Origin of the sequence: Ferruginibacter paludis (genome assembly GCF_030409685.1) — a bacterium.
Classification (GTDB): domain Bacteria; phylum Bacteroidota; class Bacteroidia; order Chitinophagales; family Chitinophagaceae; genus Ferruginibacter; species Ferruginibacter paludis.
Genome location: NZ_JAUFQJ010000007.1, coordinates 1 through 16,351 on the forward strand (window position 1 = coordinate 1; position 16,351 = coordinate 16,351).

The window sequence follows — 16,351 nt, forward strand, 5'->3', positions numbered from 1 at the left end:
GTTCCCCTATGCCCCGGAACAGTTCTGGCAGTTGATCCGGCAGATTATCCGCGAGGAATTTTCCAACAATGAAAAGCAAAAGCCTGTGATGCCGGTTTACGAAACGCCCGGCCTGACCTACAAACCGCTGTATAAAATGGCGGAAGTGTGCACGATGTTTCATGTTACAAAACCCACGGTATACGACTGGATCAAACATGGTAAACTAAAACCTTTTAAGATTCGCTCCCGGGTTTATTTTCTCTGGCAGGATATTCAGGATCTCTTACACCTGCCTGCAGATTAATTTTCTTTTCTTTTTCACCAGCATCATTTTAAGATTTAAAAGGAATAAAAAAGAAGAAAGAAACAATTGATTATAGACCTCTGAGGTTTTCTAAAAATAAGATTGAATCATTTTTAAAAACAAACATCATGGCAGACTTTAAAAGAAGAACACTTTGCCTGAGCAATGGCAAACAAATTAAATTATTTGGCAACAGCATCGCCATCGGTAGAAGCCTTGAAATCGGAGAAGGCTATGCCCCCAATATTTTTTCCTGCCTGGAACAAAGCTTTGAAGAAAAGGCAGGCAACCTGCCTTTTAAATCACCGGCCGGAGGAAACAATACACCGGAAGCCGAAGCAAAAAAGTCTTCCCTTTCGATAGCCAATCCTTACCGCTTAAGTGCAGAAGAATTGATGGAGATCGCTGACTATTCCATCCGGTTATGGCTGGATCTGAAAGACAATATCCGGAAGTTTGGAACGACCAATCCAAAAATATTTAACCGGGAAACCTAAAATTTTACTGCGGTTTAAAAACAATGTCACCAATGTTAGCAGCGATTGCAAACAGCAGTAGCATTCTTTAGAAAAAGTGACTTGAACAAGCAAGGACGGCCCATTCGGAATACCGGATAAAGGCAACAGCTTCGGTTTAGAACATAGCCAGCTATGTTTTGGTAATACCAAAACCCCGGCAGCACTCAGGCGCAGTGCCGGGCCGTTGTTCATCCGCTTTGGCGGATTCACAAATAAGGGGGAGAAGAAAATGGAAAGTGTAAAAGCATACAACAAAAATAAAGGTGGCCGGCCCCTGAAAGCCCTGCGGAAAAGCCAGGTAATCTCTTTAAAGTGTTCGGCCTTTGATAAGGCAATCATCAAAGCCAAAGCAAAAAAAGCCAACCTCTCTGCCTCGGAATACCTGCTGGAAATTTCCCGTAACGGAACTATTATAATCACAGAAAAGCAGCTGCCGGGTGAAGTATTAAAACAGCTGGGAGCAGTGCACCACATGGCGGCCAACCTGAACCAGCTGGCAAAAAAACGCAACAGTGTAACCGATGAATTAAGCGCAGCCGAGCGTTTTGAACTGCAGGTATTGTCAGGAGAATTAAAATTAATGGTACAACTCATAAAAAATTATCTGCGATGATTGGCACCGTAACCACCGGCAGTTCTTTTTACCACTGCATCAGTTATTGCCTGGAGGACAAACAGAAACTGACGGCTGATGAAAAAATAGAAAATGAACTCACGGAAGACCTGCAGCACAAGAACCGGGCAGAAGTGCTGGCCTATAATTATTGCTTTGGCAATAAACAGGAACTGGCGGACCAGTTTCATGAAGTAGCCAGGCTGAGCAAAAGAGTGCAGCAACCCGTACTGCATTTATCCCTGCGGCTGGCGCCGGGAGAAAAACTGGATAGGGAACAACTGGTAGCAATGGGTAAAACACTGGCAGACACTTTTGGTGTGGGCGATCACCAGTACCTGACCATCCTGCACAAAGATACCCGGGAACAACATATCCACCTGGTGGCTAACCGTGTGGGCTACGATGGAAAAGCTGTCAGCACGAGCAATAATTATTTTGAGATGGATCAGCTCTGCCGAAGACTGGAGAAGGAGTATCACCTCAGAGAAGTACTGAGTGCCCGGCGGTTTTTGTCGCAGGAACAGCGGCAGATCCCGCGACATGATATCCGCAAAGAACAACTTCGCCATGACCTGCAGGAAACCCTGCAAAAGGTAAGCGATTATGAAGCCCTTCAGAAACAAATGCAGCAACTGGGCTATAAAATTATAAGAGGCAGGGGCATTTGTTTTCTGGATGATAAAAAGGTAAAGATAAAAGGCAGCGAAGTGGGTTTTTCGCTGGCAACCATTGAAAAGATCCTTGCGCTAAAACAGCAGCTCCAGGAAAAGCAACTGCAAAAAATTGCAGCGGCTCTGCAGCCAAAGCAGCAAAGGCAAGCGATGGATCTTTCTGCAACCAGGCAAAAAATCGAGCAGTCAACCCATTCATCAGCCAATATAAAAGATTGGGAAAATGCTGCCGAAAAGGAAATCAATCGCAGCATTGGTCAGCTGCAAAAAACACTGAACCACCTGCTTTATGATTTAACTAAACCTGAACCTGTGCAGGAAAGTATCAACCCTGAATTATTAAAAGAAAGTGAGCGGTTGAAAAAGAAACAAAGACACCTGCACATGTGACCGGCAGCATTCACCAATGAATCAAATCAACTGGTAAAACAATCAAAAAGTAAATTAATCAATGACAACAAAAAACAGCAATTATGGAAACAGGCATCAACAACACAGCAACAGAAAAAAATGGGGAACTGACCATCGTGATCAATCATTTTACAGAACAATTGCAAAACAACCTGAAGGCAGTATCTGGTCTGATAGAAGCTGTGGAGCAAAACTCACAGCATATAGTTGCGCTTACCAAACAGGTTGAAACCTTGCGGGAAGACCACGGTGAAGAAAGCAACAGCCTGACGGTTGACATAATAGAGCAACAATTTGAAAAGCTGAAGGACAATTTAAAACGGCAGCTGTTGCCGGAAGCAAGGCTGGATCATCTTGTGGCCGCGATACAAACGAACAATGAACTGCGCCAGCAACCACCACCTCAAAAAGTAGTTCATCAGCATCACGCAGCCAATATTCTTTGGGTTACTGCAGGATTGTTTGTTTTGCTTTTACTGGCCAGCGGAGGCTGGTACAGCACCTCTGGCAAACTGGATCAATACAAAGCCAATGACATTAAATACCGCTACCTGAAACAAAAAAGTACTTTCACTAATTTACAATTCCTGTACAGGCTGGACAGCCTGCAAGTATCAAGCTACCCTATGCGGGATAGTGTAGAAAGCTGGGAGGCGGAAGAACGAAAAGCATTTGAATTGAATAAGAAATTGCGGGAGCAATCAGCAGCAACCAATGAAGTGAAAGGGGAATTGGAGGAATTAAAATCGAAAGAAAAGTTGAGGAAAGAGAATGACAGGTAAAAATCGTTATACTAAAACAACCTCCGAAGACTTTTTTTTAAAAATTCAGTTAAACCCGATTGCTGGGCAATTTCCGGATAATAGAAATGGAGAGTTTGTTTAATCATCTTTAATTTAAACTATCATTATGCGATATTTTAAACTGTGCATTGCATTGAGCTAGTTGCTCTACTATAGCGGCTTCGGCGAAAAATAAGTCTGCCGAACAGCATGGTACCTGTGGTGGCAAAGATAGGCAGGGCACGGCTAAATACAGGGAAGGTTACATCAATGAAGCGGGCTTATTGTGATGAGGAAATGTGAGGCCAGTAAATGGTGAAGTTTTTTTACCTGTTGAACAGGATGGTAGGGGATATTAAATGACATGTCCTTGCGAGCCTCAGTAAAGCGCTAGATCTGGATAAAAAATTCATTTAATTTGCTTACTATGAAACAGATGGTCTTATTGTCAACTTTTGTTATTGCTTTTAGCTTGACTTCAATTGCTCAGGTTGAAAATACCTCTTAGAGCAATCAATCAGTGGAGCGGGTGCCTCAACTTTCTATCATTGTTCCGTCAGATGTAAAAGAGACCTGGAAGTATTTTGCAACAGATTCAATGCTTTCCAAATGGATAGCGCCCATTGCATATTTTGAATTAAAAAGCGGCGGTTCTATAGTCACAGACTTCGACAAGAAAAAACACTTGCAGAAAACAGCTCCATCAAACTTGGATTGATAAATTATCTGGAGAATGAGCTTTTGATTTTGAAAGTGGAGTTAAATAACAACTTTTCTAAAAAAGTTACAAGAAGAAGATGATGAGCTTCAAGGAATAATTCAGTTTGTTTCAATTGGTCATGAAAAAACAAAAATAATTTCCTCTATGATTGGATGGGGACAGGGCACAGACAGGGGTAAAACTTACGATTTCTTTTTGAAAGGTAATGGTGGACTTACAAGGAACTTTTGGGGTGATCAAATAATTAAAGGATAAAACAGCGTGGCCATCGCTTTCACAAGCAGCGGTTTTTTGGTGATTTGTCAGACAAATTTTCAGTTGTTTGAAAACTAAATCAAACATGCTATGGTCGTGCAGTCGGTTTTCCCTTCCGGATTTTGGTAAAAGGCAACTTCAATAAATAACCCATTGTCAATTCTGCAGGATTATTATAGGGCGCCACGCCGATGGTAATGTCGTCTTGCTTTACATTCAGGCGCATCGTTTTATGCAGTCGATCCCAGCAGGAAAAAATAACAGAATAATTGCTATCAGTTTCCTGTTGAACAACAGAATGATGAATGCCATGCATACGCGGCGTGACGAAGATTTTGTTCAACGCTTTTTCAAGTTGAATAAGAAGTTTCCAGTTACTGTGATGAAACTGTGTGGCAGCTTCAAAAACTATTTCATAAATCAGTACTGTCAATGGTGTGGCTCCGGTTAAAAATACAACGGCTCCCCGGAAAAAAACTGAGCCAATCATTTCACCAAAATGAAAGCGAAAAGCGGTGGTGATGTCAAGGTCCGGATCGGTATGATGAACCAGGTGAAAACGCCATAGCAGGGGTATTTTGTGATTGAGTACATGCCATAAATAGTTTCCATAGTCCAGCAGTACAAAAGCGATAGCAGCTTCTATGAAGGAAGGCAGGGCATAGAGGTAGTTTAATCCAACATGAATGGTTTCGTTTTTATAAGCCAACCAAACCATGGCTGGTAAAAATATAAACCGCAACAAGCCAAAAGAGGGAATGGAGGCCAACAGATTTACAATTATTCTTCTCCAACGGTTTTGTATTCTTTTACGCAGCCGAAATTTTGTTTCCAACAAAAACAACAATACGAAAATAACAGTCAAAGCAGGTGCGCCGATTTTATCAAATATGGCATGTATCATGTTGTTGCGTTATATCTTTTTCCTGGTTTTTAATATCGTTGAATATGTCCCGTAAACAATCAGCAATCCGATAAAAAAATAAACCCACACAGGAATGTTTTTACCCACGATGATGAGGTATACATACGCCGAAATAAAGCAACATCCGGTAAGCAATAACGGCAATGCATAGGGTTGTTTATTTTTCATTCGTTTGATAGTATGGCCAAGCGATATAAAAAATAAAGGAATGGCTCCAATATAAATGCCGCCAAAAATGTAAGGGTTTACATGGTACTTTGTACCCAGGCTTAAAAACCATTCTTTAAATAAATTCCACAATGCCATCAGCTGAATATTTTATAGGCTTGTTGCAATAGTTTTTTCACCGCAGCCGTCAGGGTTTTTTCTTTATGTTTTACAATCAATAACTGATTTACTCTTGCTGCCACAGGGTAGGGATACACCTTATTGAAAATAGCATTGATGGACGTTTTGCTTGCGTTAGTCAAAATAAGTTCCTGCACCAGTTCGCCTGCATTGGGTGAAATCATCGTGCCTCCTAACAATACCTGCTTTTTAAACCAGGCACTTTTGCTGATAAATAAAATCTGTTTGCCATACTGGTAATTATCAACCACCGCCCGGTCGTCCATACTAAAATCCTGTTCTAATTTTTCATATGGAATGCCTCTTTCACTTAACTGTTTTTCATCTAATCCAAACGTTGCCAATTCAGGATCCGTAAAGGTTACCCAGGACATATAACGGTTATCTAACTTCTTTTTAAAAGGGGAAAAAAAGTTGTTAATCAATATCCTTGCATGAAACTCCGCGGCATGTGAAAACTGAAGGTCGCCGGCAATATCACCGCAAACAAATACGTCTTTATTTGTAGTACGCAGGTATGGATCAATTATTATTTTATCATCCTTAACGGTTATACCTGCAGTTTGTAACTGCAATGGTTCCAATATAAGTTCTCTGCCTATGGCGACAAAGACTGCATCGAATTGCACGGCTTGTGTGTTGCCATCTGCCATTTTTATGATGCCTTCACTGGCTGAAGAGAATTGCTCAACAGAAGCATTGAAAATAAATTCAATTCCTTCTGCCTGCAATTGTTGCAGCAGGATTGCCGCTACCGATGGTTTATCGTGTTCTAAAATCATAGCTCCTTTATGAACAACGGTTACCTTGCTGCCAAGCCGGTGTAAAGCCTGTGCCATTTCAATGCCTATCGGGCCACCACCAACAACCAAAAGTCGTTCAGGTAAATCCTGCAGATGGAAAATACTTTTGTTGTCGTAATAAGTTATTTTTTCAGCGCCGGGCACGTGTAATTTTTTGGGACTGGACCCTGTGGCGATGACAATCTTTTTCCCGTTAAATTTCTCTCCGTTTACAGCCACTTCGTGTCTGCCTGCAAAGTTGGCATTGCCCAACATAACATCAATACCCTGTTCTCTTAGCCATTGCGCATTTTCATGTTTGCGGATCAATGCCTGTTTGGAATAAACATACTCAATCGCTCTTTTTAAATCTACTTGTCCGCTAACCCGCAAGCCAAATGCAGCGGCTGTTTTGGCGCTGTTGACAATCTTTGCAACATGAATTAAGGCCTTACTCGGAACACAACCATCATTCAAACAATCTCCGCCGATGGCTGCATCTGTTTTTGCCAGCATTAATACTTTAAAACCGGCCGTGTTCATAAATAAGCCAACGCTTAGCCCTGCCGAGCCTGAACCGATAACAATGATGTCGTATTGCTTTTGCCTCATTTAATAACAGCTTTGTTAAATCTTATTTTGAGTGATCATTTTTTTATAGGCAGCCACCAGTTTTTGCTGCGAATAGCCAAGGCGGTACATGCCATAAATAATAAAAAATATTCTCTGCGTTTTATAAATGCCGTTCTCCAGGTATTTTCTTGCAGATGTCACTACCGGCTTTTTAATGATCGTAAAACGGGTGATTTTTTTTAAGCGTTTTATCAGGTGCTGGTCTTCCAATACGATGTGCTTTTCACAAAAGCCACCGGTCTTTTCAAAAACTGATTTTCTTACAAATAAACTCTGGTCACCAAAACGGATGGCATCTACATCAAACCTGGTAAACCAGCAATTGGCTTTTAAAAACCAATGATCATAATCAAATGACAACATGAAGCAACCTGCACCACAGCCCTTGTCAGCCGACATTGCAATATCGGTGCTGAAGTTTTTGGGTGGGATGGTATCGGCGTGCAAAAAGTATAAAATATCTTCCGTTGCAAAAGAGGCACCATAATTCATTTGAGCCGAACGACCTTTCGCAGGGCTCACCACGACTGTTGCATTGGCGGCTTTGGCAATGGCCACCGTATCATCTGTGCTTCCACCATCCGCTATTATAATTTCCGTAATCAAATTGTCAACATCATGTTCCCTCAGTTGCTGAATGGTTGATTGAATATGCGCAGCTTCATTGAAGGTTGGAATAATTACCGTCATCATCTTTCCCGCTGATTTGTTTGAAAGAGTTGTTTCTGCGCTTCGCTTAAATCCTGCTCCGTATCTATATCTGATAACACGGGCAGCAAATGAACAGACAGGTTTTCATGCTTACAAATGTCCAGTGTTTGTTGCAACACTTCACTGGTACTCCAGTTGATGTTTATGAAAAAGGGAGCGTGCAATTGCTTCATCCCTGCGAGATAATAACCACCATCTTTTGCTGGGCCTATCACCACATTGGAGTTTTTTAAATGGGTGAACGCTTTCGTTATTATATCAGTAGAAATTTCTAAACAGTCTGTGCCAATAATTACAACTTCTTTATTTCCCTTCGCAAATGCATTTTCAAATGCATGCCGCATCCGTTCTCCCAAATCATTGCCTGACTGTATTTGTTTAACATATTTTTTGTCACTCCAGGCATCATTGGTTTCAATACTGTCTGAATAAAATAGGATTTTATGAACAGGCAGCTGATCTGTGACAGATGCTGTATGTTGCAGCAGATGCTTGTACACATTCATGGCGGCATCGTTGCCAATAGTGTTTGCCAGCCTGGTTTTTACCTTGCCATGAATCAAATTTTTTGCAAAAATTAAAAGGGCCTGTTTCATTGCATCGCTTTGATTGTTTCAAAAATAAGCAGGGATAGTTTTTCATCTGCTTTACCTGCTACCGCAATGATTTCCGCGATATTTACCGGCTTTAAATGATCGGGGTCGCACTCATCTGTGACAACTGAAATGGCAGCACAAGACAGTTGCATGTGGTTGGCGGCAATCACTTCCGGTACGGTTGACATCCCCACCAGGTCTGCACCAATTATCTTCAGGTAACGGTATTCTGCTTTTGTTTCCAGGTTTGGTCCGTTGACCGCGGCATACACGCCTTTGTGTAGAGGGATCTTTAATGCGGCTGCTTTTTCCATTAATGCCTTTGATAAAACCGGGCTATAGGGGTCGCTCATATCCGGGAAGCGGCTGCCCAATTCGCCCGCATTTTTTCCGGTCAGAGGGTTGCCATTTTGTAAGTTGATATGGTCATTAATCAAAACCAAATCTCCTTTTCTAAAGCTAAGATTAATACCACCGGCTGCGTTGGACAGCAATAAAAATTGGATACCCAAAAGTTTCATTACTCTTATAGGAAAAACAACCTGCTGCATGGAATATCCTTCATACGCATGAAAGCGGCCCTGCATCACCAGCACTTTTTTATCGCCGATACGCCCGTAAATAAAATTGCCTTTATGAAATTCAACAGTCGATACGGGAAAATTGGGTATGTCTGAATAAGGGATTGTTTGAATGACTTCAATAAGACTTACTAGATGGTGTAACCCTGTTCCTAACACAATGCCAACATCCGCATTGCTGATTCCTTTTAATTTTAAATAGTCTTTTGCTTCGTTCAATTGATCCATCATAGTCTTTGTATTTATGCTGTTATTTTTTAAGATGATCTTTTTATGCCACTGCACCGCCGCAACTGCTGCCTGCGCCTGCTGTGCATCCATAACAATGCTGACCAACAATGATATTCCTGTTGTATAATTTTTCGGTGTTAAAATGTGCAATGTGATTGTGACTGCCTGCCATTTTCAAATCCAGCATCTGGTTAAAATCACAGTCGTACAAATAACCATCCCAGCCAACTGAAATAGTGTTCCTGCACATTACATTGGCAGCCGCAAAAGGGTTATAAGCTATGAGCAGTTTCTCCATGTACTTTTCATAATTGCCGCTTTGCAACAGGTAATCCAAAAAGCGACTGATGGGGAGATTGGTAATGGCAAACAAATTATTAAACGCGATACCATACTGTTTGCTTAATGCTGTCTTGTATTCTTTTTCCAATGCCAATTGTGATGGTGGTAAAAATGCACCAGCGGGGTTGTACACTAAATTTAAAATAAGTCCCGTTTCTTCCAGCCCATAACCAATTGCATTCAGCATTTGCAACGCTTTAATACTATCATCAAATACACCATTACCACGTTGCCTGTCTGTTCTGTCTTGTGTATAAAATGGGAGAGAAGATACAACTTCCACCTGGTGTTCTTTATAAAACTCCGGCAGGTCATTGTATTTTTTATTGGCCAAAATAATGGTGAGATTGCAACGTACTATGATATGCCTTTCCAGTTTTTTGATTGCTTCAACAAACCACCTGAAATGCGGATTCATTTCCGGGGCACCGCCCGTAATGTCTACCGTTGTTAAAGACGGATTATTTTTTAATGCATCCAGGCATAACTGCATTGTTTCTTTACTCATTATTTCCTTGCGGTCGGGGCCAGCATCCACATGGCAATGCCTGCAAACCTGGTTACACATCTTACCCACATTTACCTGGAACACTTCAAGCGAGGTAGGTTGTAAAGGGTACAAGCCCGCTGCTTCCAGCTTTTGCTGAAACGGAATGAGATTGAAATGGCCTGACTGTCCATGCTCCAGAATGGCTATTTGCTCACCTGCAATGGCGAGCTTACTATGTTCTGCTAATAATGATTTCATAATCAACTTTCTCTTCAGGAAAAACCATTTAATATAAAATATGCAGTCAGATCATACAACATAATCTTCTCCATTTCCTCCCCCTTGGGGGAGTCAGAGGGGGCTCTACATCGCAATTTCTTTTACTTTATTCATCATCTGTACGCCATGTACCAGCGAAGCACCGCCACGGATAGCCGCCGCTACATGCACAGCTTCCATCATTTGTCCTTCGCTCCAGCCTTTCTCAAAAGCATCGCTGCTGTAGGCATCAATGCAGTAAGGGCATTGCACAGCGTGGGCCACGGCCAAAGCGATCAATGACTTTTCACGGGCGGTTAATTCACTGTCTTTAAAAACTTCGCCATAATAGTCGAAGAATTTTTCGCCGAGTTTTTTTTGAAAGTCAGCAATGTTTCCAAACTTTTTTAAATCATCCGGATTGTAGTATGTTTCCATGCTTGTTCTTTTTATGGTAATTTAATTTATCCGCAGGCAATTGTAACTCTAATAATCAGGCCAACAACAGTACCAACAAATATCGCCTCAATATTGTTACCCTCGCAGTCAAAAACATCCAACCTGCAAACAATCGCTAAGGCAAGTGTTGCTGTTGCAATATAAGCTTCGGTTGTATTGCAGGCGCAAAGCGGCTAATTTTATTGCTGCAAAAAATAAGGGGTTAGCCCCAATCACTAACCCCTTACACATTACATTTTCTTTGCCATCGGGCAATCCTTTGTACAAACGTGGCCTGCCTGCCCGTGGGCAATCATCATGGTTTTGCCATCCTTGTCAATTTCATATCCGTTCATTAGTTTCATGCTGGTGCCATCCGGTTTGGTAACAGTCCCGTCTGGTGAAACTTTGCAACCGTCAGAGCAGGTAAAGGTTGCCGTTAGTGGTGTGCATTTTTTTCCATTGCACAACATAGCTTTGTTGTTCTTCATCATTACGCCATCTTTCATTTTCATGGATGTTTGTGCCGCTGCACCGTAAGTGATTCCCAACATCGCGATGGCTAAGAGAAACTGTTTCATTTTTTTAAATTTAATTGTGAGTAATATTTATTTGGAAACTGATTTGCCTGTTTGCAGCAACTGAGCGGGATCCATATAGCCGCTTGTGAGTTGGATTAAATTGCCCTTGGCATAAATGAACAGCAAAGAAGGGTATCCGGTTAAACCATACCGGCTGGCGAGTGCGGCACCTTCATCTTGTTCTCCATCCAATGTGATGTTGATAAAGTTGGCATTGTAAAAATTAGCCACTTCTTTGTTTGAAAAAGTGTACTCTTTTAATCTTTTGCATGGGCCGCACCAGGTGGCGTAGATGTCAAGGAAAATAAGCTTGTTTTCTTTTTTAGCCAGTTGCAGTGCTTCGTCCCAACTGCCTCTTAGAAATTGAATACCTTCCGGTTTGTCGGTTGTAAAATCTGGCCTGGGATTATTAAAGGCGTATACTGCCAGCAGGGCAATCACTGCAACGGTTGAGATGAGCGTTGTTTTCATTATTTCATGCGGTTTAATTCCATGTTGATATTGATGTCTACATTATCACCCACCACCATGGTGCTGGCCCAGTTTCCGCTGCCCACGCTATAGTCGTTCCGGTTTATTGTAAAGCTTGACGCAAGACCCAGGATGATGGTACCTTTCATCATCGGGTGTTCCATTTCGCCGGTAATTTTAAATGGCAGGGCGATGTCTTTTGATACGTTGCGTATTGTTAACTTGCCGTACACCACATAATCTTTATCAGATTTTTTTTCAAATCCGGAGGAAGTAAAAGTCATGTTCGGATAATCTGCTGCATCAAAGAAGTCTGTCGATTGTAAATGATTATCCCGCTTGCTGTCATCGGTGTTTACGCTTTTTACGGGAATGGAAAAGTTTACGCTGCTGGCCGTTAAGTTGGCCGGGTCAAAGTTAACGTTGCCTTCAAAGCCAGTGAATTTACCGGTGACTGCGGAGAAGAAGTGCTTGATGGAAAAATTAACAGAAGTATGCGCCTTGTCTATCTTCCACAAGGTGGCGTTTTGTGCGGTTACGGCCAGCGAACTGATTGCACTGAATAAAAGGACGAAGCTGATTTTCTTAATTGTTGAGTACATTTTGTATGGTATTTAAATGGTGAATACTGTATTTAAGTACCATTTATCTGAAAAAATCACCCAACAATCAAAATATTTTTACACTTTTTTTTGCTTTCCTTTTCTTTTATTTTACGGATCTGTTCAACGCATTTGTGCTTTTGATTTTGCGCATTGTGAATGGAAGTATAGCCATAGTCTTGCTGAATTTGTTTAATCGGCTGATTCTTAAAAAACATGTCGTGGATTAACCGCCTGCAGTGATCTGAAATCTGGTGGATATAATATTGAAGCTTGTCCATGTAGGTTTTCTCTTGTTCAATGGCCAGGCTTATTTCTGCATAGAATTTTTCATTGTGTATTGCTGTAAATTCGGTTTCCCTGTTGGCAGTTCTGAGTTTTTTAAACCATAAATTTTTGGCAATCGCCATGATGTAGGTTTTTACAGATGCTTCCAGCACAAAATCATCCTGCCGCAGTTTGGCCACCAGCACAATCATGGCATCCTGGAAGATGTCTTCTGCATCGTGGTTGGTGCCGCTGTTGTTGGTTATAAAGCGGTTTACAACACCGAAATAGTTTTTGTAAAGCGTTCCAAAGGCCTGGTTGTTTTCGCCTTTTAAATCAATGATGATTTCAGTATTGGTTTGCATCTGGCTGCTAAATTATTTACTGTTATAAGTTTAGTGGAATAAACCAACTGACGAACTGGTTTTAGTTTGCAGGTCAGAATGCTCCCCGGTATTAATTGCAAAAGTACAACCCAATCTGGATTGTACTTTTGTTGAACTGAAATAGTATGTGTTGCTGAGGCAAAACTTTCTAATTATTCTTTTACGAATTGCCTTGTTTTACTGCCGGCTTTGGATTGGACCGTTAAGAAATACATACCTTTTTTAAGTTGCGCAATATTGAGTCTTGGATTTCCATTAATGGCAGCTTGTTCCAGCAGTACTCTTCCTGAAATATCCGTTATTCGTATTAAACCGGCTTCCCCGGCAGCGTATGATATGGTCAGCAGGTCTTTTGCCGGATTTGGATACATTGTAAATTGACTAACGGCAGCCCTTTGCGCAGGCACTACGGCGGCAGCAGATACCATTGTGCGGGCGGTTGCCGTTGAGGGAGTTACATTAATGGAGTAATCTTCCACCTCGCCATAAGGAAACGAACCACAGGCCGCATCGTTGCCATCATACACATACCGCATCTTGATGCGCATACGCCGTTTTCCGGCAAGCGTTGCGGGGATGATGATATTTTTCGTGATCGCTTCGCCGGCCACCGAAGCAAAAAAGGCAACAGTTTCTCCCGCATCGGCAAAATCGCCATCATTGTTTACATCAACAAAAATGGACCACAATTGCGATTTTGGCGTTTTAGAAGCCCCTGCCTGAACCGTTATTGGTATCGGGGTATTACCATCAACATTTGTACTCAGGCTGGTGAAATTGGCATAGCCTTTATTGTTTTCACTTACATTTTTTATGGTCCCCAATTGCACCGATTTAATCCAACCGTAAGTGTTGCTTGTGCCTTTGACGGCGCAGTAGGCGGCAGGGGAGGGTGGTGTTCCGGTTGTTGTAAAAGTAACGAATGCAGAAGGAGCGCAATCGCCAAAGTAGTACGATCCTCTTACCCTGATTTCATAAGTTATTCTAGGAGAGAACACACTCATATCCTGGTGTGGTGCAGTGCCGCCACCAAACCAAACCCAGGTGGTGGCAGCCGTGTTTCTGTATTCGATATTGTATGCGTCAACAGGCCGGGCATTCCAGTCGAACGTAGCGCTGGTGCTGGAAATGTCCGACACCGTTAAACCGGTAATTGCCGGGCAGGTATCCTGTGCTTTTGTGTGAACAAAAATGGTGAACACATAAAGGCTGGTTAATAGTAATGCTTTCTTCATTTTTTTACATTTTAAATATTAGTACCAAGATGTTGAAGAAATCACCCAATACATTTTATTATTTTTTTAACCCCGGTGTTTTCCTGGCAAATGAATGTGTAACTGAACTACTTTAAGGAAAATGAATTTACCAAAGGCGACAACAATCCAATCGGTATTATTTTATGCTCCGGTAAAAATGAGACATTGGTGAAATACGCGACAATGAGCCTGCCGGGTGAAAAGGAATTGCAAAAGATTATTCAGGGGGAGAAAGAAAAGATGAAGTGATGTTGCCGTGGCTTCAGAGGAATTATAAACTGCTTTTAGTGCATGGAAAGTTATTTCGAAAAACAAATCATGCAATGGGATCCGGGTAATATCCTTTGGTACATCCGGCCACCGTGGATCATCATTCAATAACTCCTTTAATGAAAATCATATTCTTGCCATTACACAGGCCATTTGTTTTTATCGCATGGAAAAAAAGATAGATGGTCCGTTGTTTCTTGGTTTTGATACACATGCCTTATCAGCGCCTGCTTATGCCAGCACAATGGAAGTACTGGCTGCAAATAATGTGGAGGTAATGATTGCTGCAGGTGATGAATATACCCCGACACCGGCGATTTCACATGCCATTCTTCAATACAATAGAAATCGAAAAACCGTCCTCGCAGATGGTATTGTTATTACTCCTTCGCACAATCCGCCTGGTGATGGGGGCTTTAAATACAATCCACCCAACGGCGGCCCTGCTGCAAGTGATATTACCAACTGGATCGAAAGAAAATCCAATGAATTACTTGAGACCAATCTTAAAAATGTAAAATGAACTTCTTTTGATAAAGCGGTAAAAGCGGGTTCTACACACCGGTATGATTACCTGAATAACTACGTCGCTGACCTTGGTAGTATTATTGACATGGACATCATACGCCAATCAAAAATAAAGATAGGGGTGGATCCACTGGGTGGCGCAGGTGTACATTATTGGGAACCCATCGCCGAAAAATATCAGCTTGATTTAACGGTAGTGAATAAAATTGTTGACCCTACTTTTAGTTTTATGACGGTTGACTGGGATGGACAGATCAGGATGGATCTTTCTTCTGCCTGGGCCATGCAGCGGTTGATACCAATGAAAGACAATTTTGATATTTCCTTTGCCTGCGACACAGATCACGACCGGCACGGCATTGTAACAAAGGGCGCTGGCTTGCTAACCCCCAATCATTATTTATCGGTTGCCGTTTTCTACCTGCTGCAAAACCGCCCGCAATGGGCAACAACTACTGCCATTGGTAAAACAGTTGTCACAACGCAGCTGATTGATCGCATAGCGGCTAAACTGAACAGAAAAATAGTTGATGTTCCTGTCGGCTTCAAATGGTTCGTGGACGGCTTGTTGAACGGTTCCCTATGTTTTGGCGGAGAAGAAAGTGCGGGCGCTTCTTTTTCAAGAATGGATGGAACTGTTTGGACAACGGATAAAGATGGATTTATACCTGCATTACTGTCTGCCGAGGTCACTGCTAAAACAGGCCGTGACCCAGGCAAAATATACAGCGATCTTACTAAAAAGTACGGCGAACCATTTTACGATCGCATTGAAGCAAAAGCCACACCTGAGCAGAAAGAAAAATTGAAAAATCTTTCGGCGTCGCAAATCAAACACGATGAACTTGCCAGGGAAAAAATAACTGATATTCTTACTAAGGCCCCCGGCAACAGTGCTTCGCTTGGCGGCGTAAAAGTAATAACTGCAAATGGATGGATGGCTGTCCGGCCTTCAGGTACAGAAGATATTTATAAAATTTACGCAGAAAGTTTTGTGAGTGAAGATCAGTTGAAAAAGATAATTGACGAAGGTCAGGAAATCGTACATCATGCTTTGCAAGCGTAAAATTTCTAAATCAATGTTACAACCATTTTTCCTGACATTATTGTTGATCTTGCTGTACACTTATATTTTGCAAACATGCTAAATGCGGCAGACGTTTAAATTGTGCCAGACGCGACGGGTCATCCGGTTCAACGATATTAAATACTTCTTTAGTGCATAGTATACCAGCAATACATTTTTAATTTGATTTGGGGGCTGTTATCATGGATTGGTTTAGTAATGCAGTCTTACTGCGGAACCGTTGGTGCCTGCTCCGGTATTGAAAGATATTTTTAATCAATTTTTAATTTGTTTTTAATCTTAGAAAGATATGGTATATAGATCTTTGA

20 protein-coding genes are annotated in these 16,351 nt (G+C 41.7%); 7 read left to right on the forward strand and 13 right to left on the reverse strand.

Features of this window, described 5'->3' with window-relative positions:
• The 5 genes from QWZ08_RS13535 to QWZ08_RS13555 form a co-directional block, all read left to right on the forward strand.
• A partial coding sequence (locus QWZ08_RS13535) for a helix-turn-helix domain-containing protein (protein WP_290337974.1) occupies window positions 1-286 on the forward strand: 286 nt, incomplete at its 5' end.
• A gap of 128 nt (window positions 287-414) precedes the next feature.
• Window positions 415-783: a hypothetical protein gene (locus tag QWZ08_RS13540; RefSeq protein ID WP_290337975.1), complete on the forward strand. Its 369-nt coding sequence runs from the start codon at window positions 415-417 to the stop codon at window positions 781-783.
• 250 nt (window positions 784-1,033) lie between these two features.
• A complete protein-coding gene (locus QWZ08_RS13545) occupies window positions 1,034-1,417 on the forward strand; it encodes a plasmid mobilization protein (RefSeq protein WP_290337976.1) in 384 nt (127 codons plus the stop codon).
• Window positions 1,414-2,481 carry a relaxase/mobilization nuclease domain-containing protein gene (locus QWZ08_RS13550; protein WP_290337977.1) on the forward strand — a complete coding sequence of 356 codons (1,068 nt, stop codon included), beginning with the start codon at window positions 1,414-1,416 and terminating at the stop codon, window positions 2,479-2,481. The genes QWZ08_RS13545 and QWZ08_RS13550 overlap by 4 nt, the downstream gene beginning before the upstream one ends.
• An 83-nt stretch (window positions 2,482-2,564) precedes the next feature.
• Window positions 2,565-3,284, forward strand: a complete 720-nt coding sequence (locus QWZ08_RS13555; RefSeq protein ID WP_290337978.1) for a hypothetical protein — start codon at window positions 2,565-2,567, stop codon at window positions 3,282-3,284.
• A 1,064-nt stretch (window positions 3,285-4,348) separates the two neighbouring features.
• Here QWZ08_RS13555 and QWZ08_RS13560 read toward each other — a convergent pair.
• From QWZ08_RS13560 to QWZ08_RS13620, 13 genes are all read right to left on the reverse strand, one after another.
• Window positions 4,349-5,164, reverse strand: a complete 816-nt coding sequence (locus QWZ08_RS13560; protein WP_290337979.1) for a sterol desaturase family protein — start codon at window positions 5,162-5,164, stop codon at window positions 4,349-4,351.
• Between the two features lie 9 nt (window positions 5,165-5,173).
• Window positions 5,174-5,491 carry a hypothetical protein gene (locus QWZ08_RS13565; RefSeq protein ID WP_290337980.1) on the reverse strand — a complete coding sequence of 106 codons (318 nt, stop codon included), beginning with the start codon at window positions 5,489-5,491 and terminating at the stop codon, window positions 5,174-5,176.
• Window positions 5,491-6,927 (reverse strand): dihydrolipoyl dehydrogenase family protein, encoded by a 1,437-nt coding sequence (locus tag QWZ08_RS13570; protein ID WP_290337981.1) that lies wholly within the window; start codon window positions 6,925-6,927, stop codon window positions 5,491-5,493. Before QWZ08_RS13570 ends, QWZ08_RS13565 begins: the two co-directional genes overlap by 1 nt.
• A 15-nt stretch (window positions 6,928-6,942) precedes the next feature.
• On the reverse strand, window positions 6,943-7,641 hold the full coding sequence (locus QWZ08_RS13575; protein ID WP_290337982.1) for a TIGR04283 family arsenosugar biosynthesis glycosyltransferase: 699 nt from the start codon (window positions 7,639-7,641) through the stop codon (window positions 6,943-6,945).
• Complete coding sequence (locus tag QWZ08_RS13580; protein ID WP_290337983.1) at window positions 7,638-8,255, reverse strand: TIGR04282 family arsenosugar biosynthesis glycosyltransferase; 618 nt, start codon at window positions 8,253-8,255, stop codon at window positions 7,638-7,640. The genes QWZ08_RS13575 and QWZ08_RS13580 overlap by 4 nt, the downstream gene beginning before the upstream one ends.
• Window positions 8,252-9,067, reverse strand: a complete 816-nt coding sequence (locus tag QWZ08_RS13585; RefSeq protein WP_290337984.1) for a purine-nucleoside phosphorylase — start codon at window positions 9,065-9,067, stop codon at window positions 8,252-8,254. The genes QWZ08_RS13580 and QWZ08_RS13585 overlap by 4 nt, the downstream gene beginning before the upstream one ends.
• 40 nt (window positions 9,068-9,107) lie before the next feature.
• On the reverse strand, window positions 9,108-10,157 hold the full coding sequence (gene arsS, locus QWZ08_RS13590) for an arsenosugar biosynthesis radical SAM (seleno)protein ArsS (RefSeq protein WP_290337985.1): 1,050 nt from the start codon (window positions 10,155-10,157) through the stop codon (window positions 9,108-9,110).
• Between the two features lie 105 nt (window positions 10,158-10,262).
• Window positions 10,263-10,595 (reverse strand): arsenosugar biosynthesis-associated peroxidase-like protein, encoded by a 333-nt coding sequence (locus QWZ08_RS13595; protein ID WP_290337986.1) that lies wholly within the window; start codon window positions 10,593-10,595, stop codon window positions 10,263-10,265.
• Window positions 10,596-10,846: 251 nt separating this feature from the next.
• Window positions 10,847-11,176, reverse strand: coding sequence for a DUF6799 domain-containing protein (locus QWZ08_RS13600; RefSeq protein WP_290337989.1), 330 nt, complete (start codon window positions 11,174-11,176; stop codon window positions 10,847-10,849).
• Between the two features lie 27 nt (window positions 11,177-11,203).
• Entirely contained in the window at window positions 11,204-11,647 is a 444-nt protein-coding gene (locus QWZ08_RS13605) for a thioredoxin family protein (protein WP_290337990.1), read from the reverse strand.
• Entirely contained in the window at window positions 11,647-12,249 is a 603-nt protein-coding gene (locus tag QWZ08_RS13610) for a YceI family protein (protein WP_290337992.1), read from the reverse strand. Before QWZ08_RS13610 ends, QWZ08_RS13605 begins: the two co-directional genes overlap by 1 nt.
• Before the next feature lie 56 nt (window positions 12,250-12,305).
• Window positions 12,306-12,881: an RNA polymerase sigma factor gene (locus QWZ08_RS13615; RefSeq protein WP_290337993.1), complete on the reverse strand. Its 576-nt coding sequence runs from the start codon at window positions 12,879-12,881 to the stop codon at window positions 12,306-12,308.
• Window positions 12,882-13,054: 173 nt separating this feature from the next.
• On the reverse strand, window positions 13,055-14,137 hold the full coding sequence (locus tag QWZ08_RS13620) for a T9SS type A sorting domain-containing protein (RefSeq protein ID WP_290337994.1): 1,083 nt from the start codon (window positions 14,135-14,137) through the stop codon (window positions 13,055-13,057).
• Window positions 14,138-14,495: 358 nt separating this feature from the next.
• Here QWZ08_RS13620 and QWZ08_RS13625 point away from each other — a divergent pair, with 358 nt between their 5' ends.
• On the forward strand, window positions 14,496-14,951 hold the full coding sequence (locus tag QWZ08_RS13625; protein WP_290338394.1) for a phosphohexomutase domain-containing protein: 456 nt from the start codon (window positions 14,496-14,498) through the stop codon (window positions 14,949-14,951).
• A 51-nt stretch (window positions 14,952-15,002) separates the two neighbouring features.
• Window positions 15,003-16,022, forward strand: coding sequence for a phosphohexomutase domain-containing protein (locus QWZ08_RS13630; RefSeq protein WP_290338395.1), 1,020 nt, complete (start codon window positions 15,003-15,005; stop codon window positions 16,020-16,022).
• Window positions 16,023-16,351 lie beyond the last annotated feature (329 nt).

Coding starts and splice junctions, on each gene's coding strand:
- QWZ08_RS13540 (WP_290337975.1), top strand. CDS start 415: ATGGCAGACTTTAAAAGAAGAACACTTTGCCTGAGCAATGGCAAACAA.
- QWZ08_RS13545 (WP_290337976.1), top strand. CDS start 1,034: ATGGAAAGTGTAAAAGCATACAACAAAAATAAAGGTGGCCGGCCCCTG.
- QWZ08_RS13550 (WP_290337977.1), top strand. CDS start 1,414: ATGATTGGCACCGTAACCACCGGCAGTTCTTTTTACCACTGCATCAGT.
- QWZ08_RS13555 (WP_290337978.1), top strand. CDS start 2,565: ATGGAAACAGGCATCAACAACACAGCAACAGAAAAAAATGGGGAACTG.
- QWZ08_RS13560 (WP_290337979.1), bottom strand. CDS start 5,164: ATGATACATGCCATATTTGATAAAATCGGCGCACCTGCTTTGACTGTT.
- QWZ08_RS13565 (WP_290337980.1), bottom strand. CDS start 5,491: ATGGCATTGTGGAATTTATTTAAAGAATGGTTTTTAAGCCTGGGTACA.
- QWZ08_RS13570 (WP_290337981.1), bottom strand. CDS start 6,927: ATGAGGCAAAAGCAATACGACATCATTGTTATCGGTTCAGGCTCGGCA.
- QWZ08_RS13575 (WP_290337982.1), bottom strand. CDS start 7,641: ATGATGACGGTAATTATTCCAACCTTCAATGAAGCTGCGCATATTCAA.
- QWZ08_RS13580 (WP_290337983.1), bottom strand. CDS start 8,255: ATGAAACAGGCCCTTTTAATTTTTGCAAAAAATTTGATTCATGGCAAG.
- QWZ08_RS13585 (WP_290337984.1), bottom strand. CDS start 9,067: ATGATGGATCAATTGAACGAAGCAAAAGACTATTTAAAATTAAAAGGA.
- arsS (WP_290337985.1), bottom strand. CDS start 10,157: ATGAAATCATTATTAGCAGAACATAGTAAGCTCGCCATTGCAGGTGAG.
- QWZ08_RS13595 (WP_290337986.1), bottom strand. CDS start 10,595: ATGGAAACATACTACAATCCGGATGATTTAAAAAAGTTTGGAAACATT.
- QWZ08_RS13600 (WP_290337989.1), bottom strand. CDS start 11,176: ATGAAACAGTTTCTCTTAGCCATCGCGATGTTGGGAATCACTTACGGT.
- QWZ08_RS13605 (WP_290337990.1), bottom strand. CDS start 11,647: ATGAAAACAACGCTCATCTCAACCGTTGCAGTGATTGCCCTGCTGGCA.
- QWZ08_RS13610 (WP_290337992.1), bottom strand. CDS start 12,249: ATGTACTCAACAATTAAGAAAATCAGCTTCGTCCTTTTATTCAGTGCA.
- QWZ08_RS13615 (WP_290337993.1), bottom strand. CDS start 12,881: ATGCAAACCAATACTGAAATCATCATTGATTTAAAAGGCGAAAACAAC.
- QWZ08_RS13620 (WP_290337994.1), bottom strand. CDS start 14,137: ATGAAGAAAGCATTACTATTAACCAGCCTTTATGTGTTCACCATTTTT.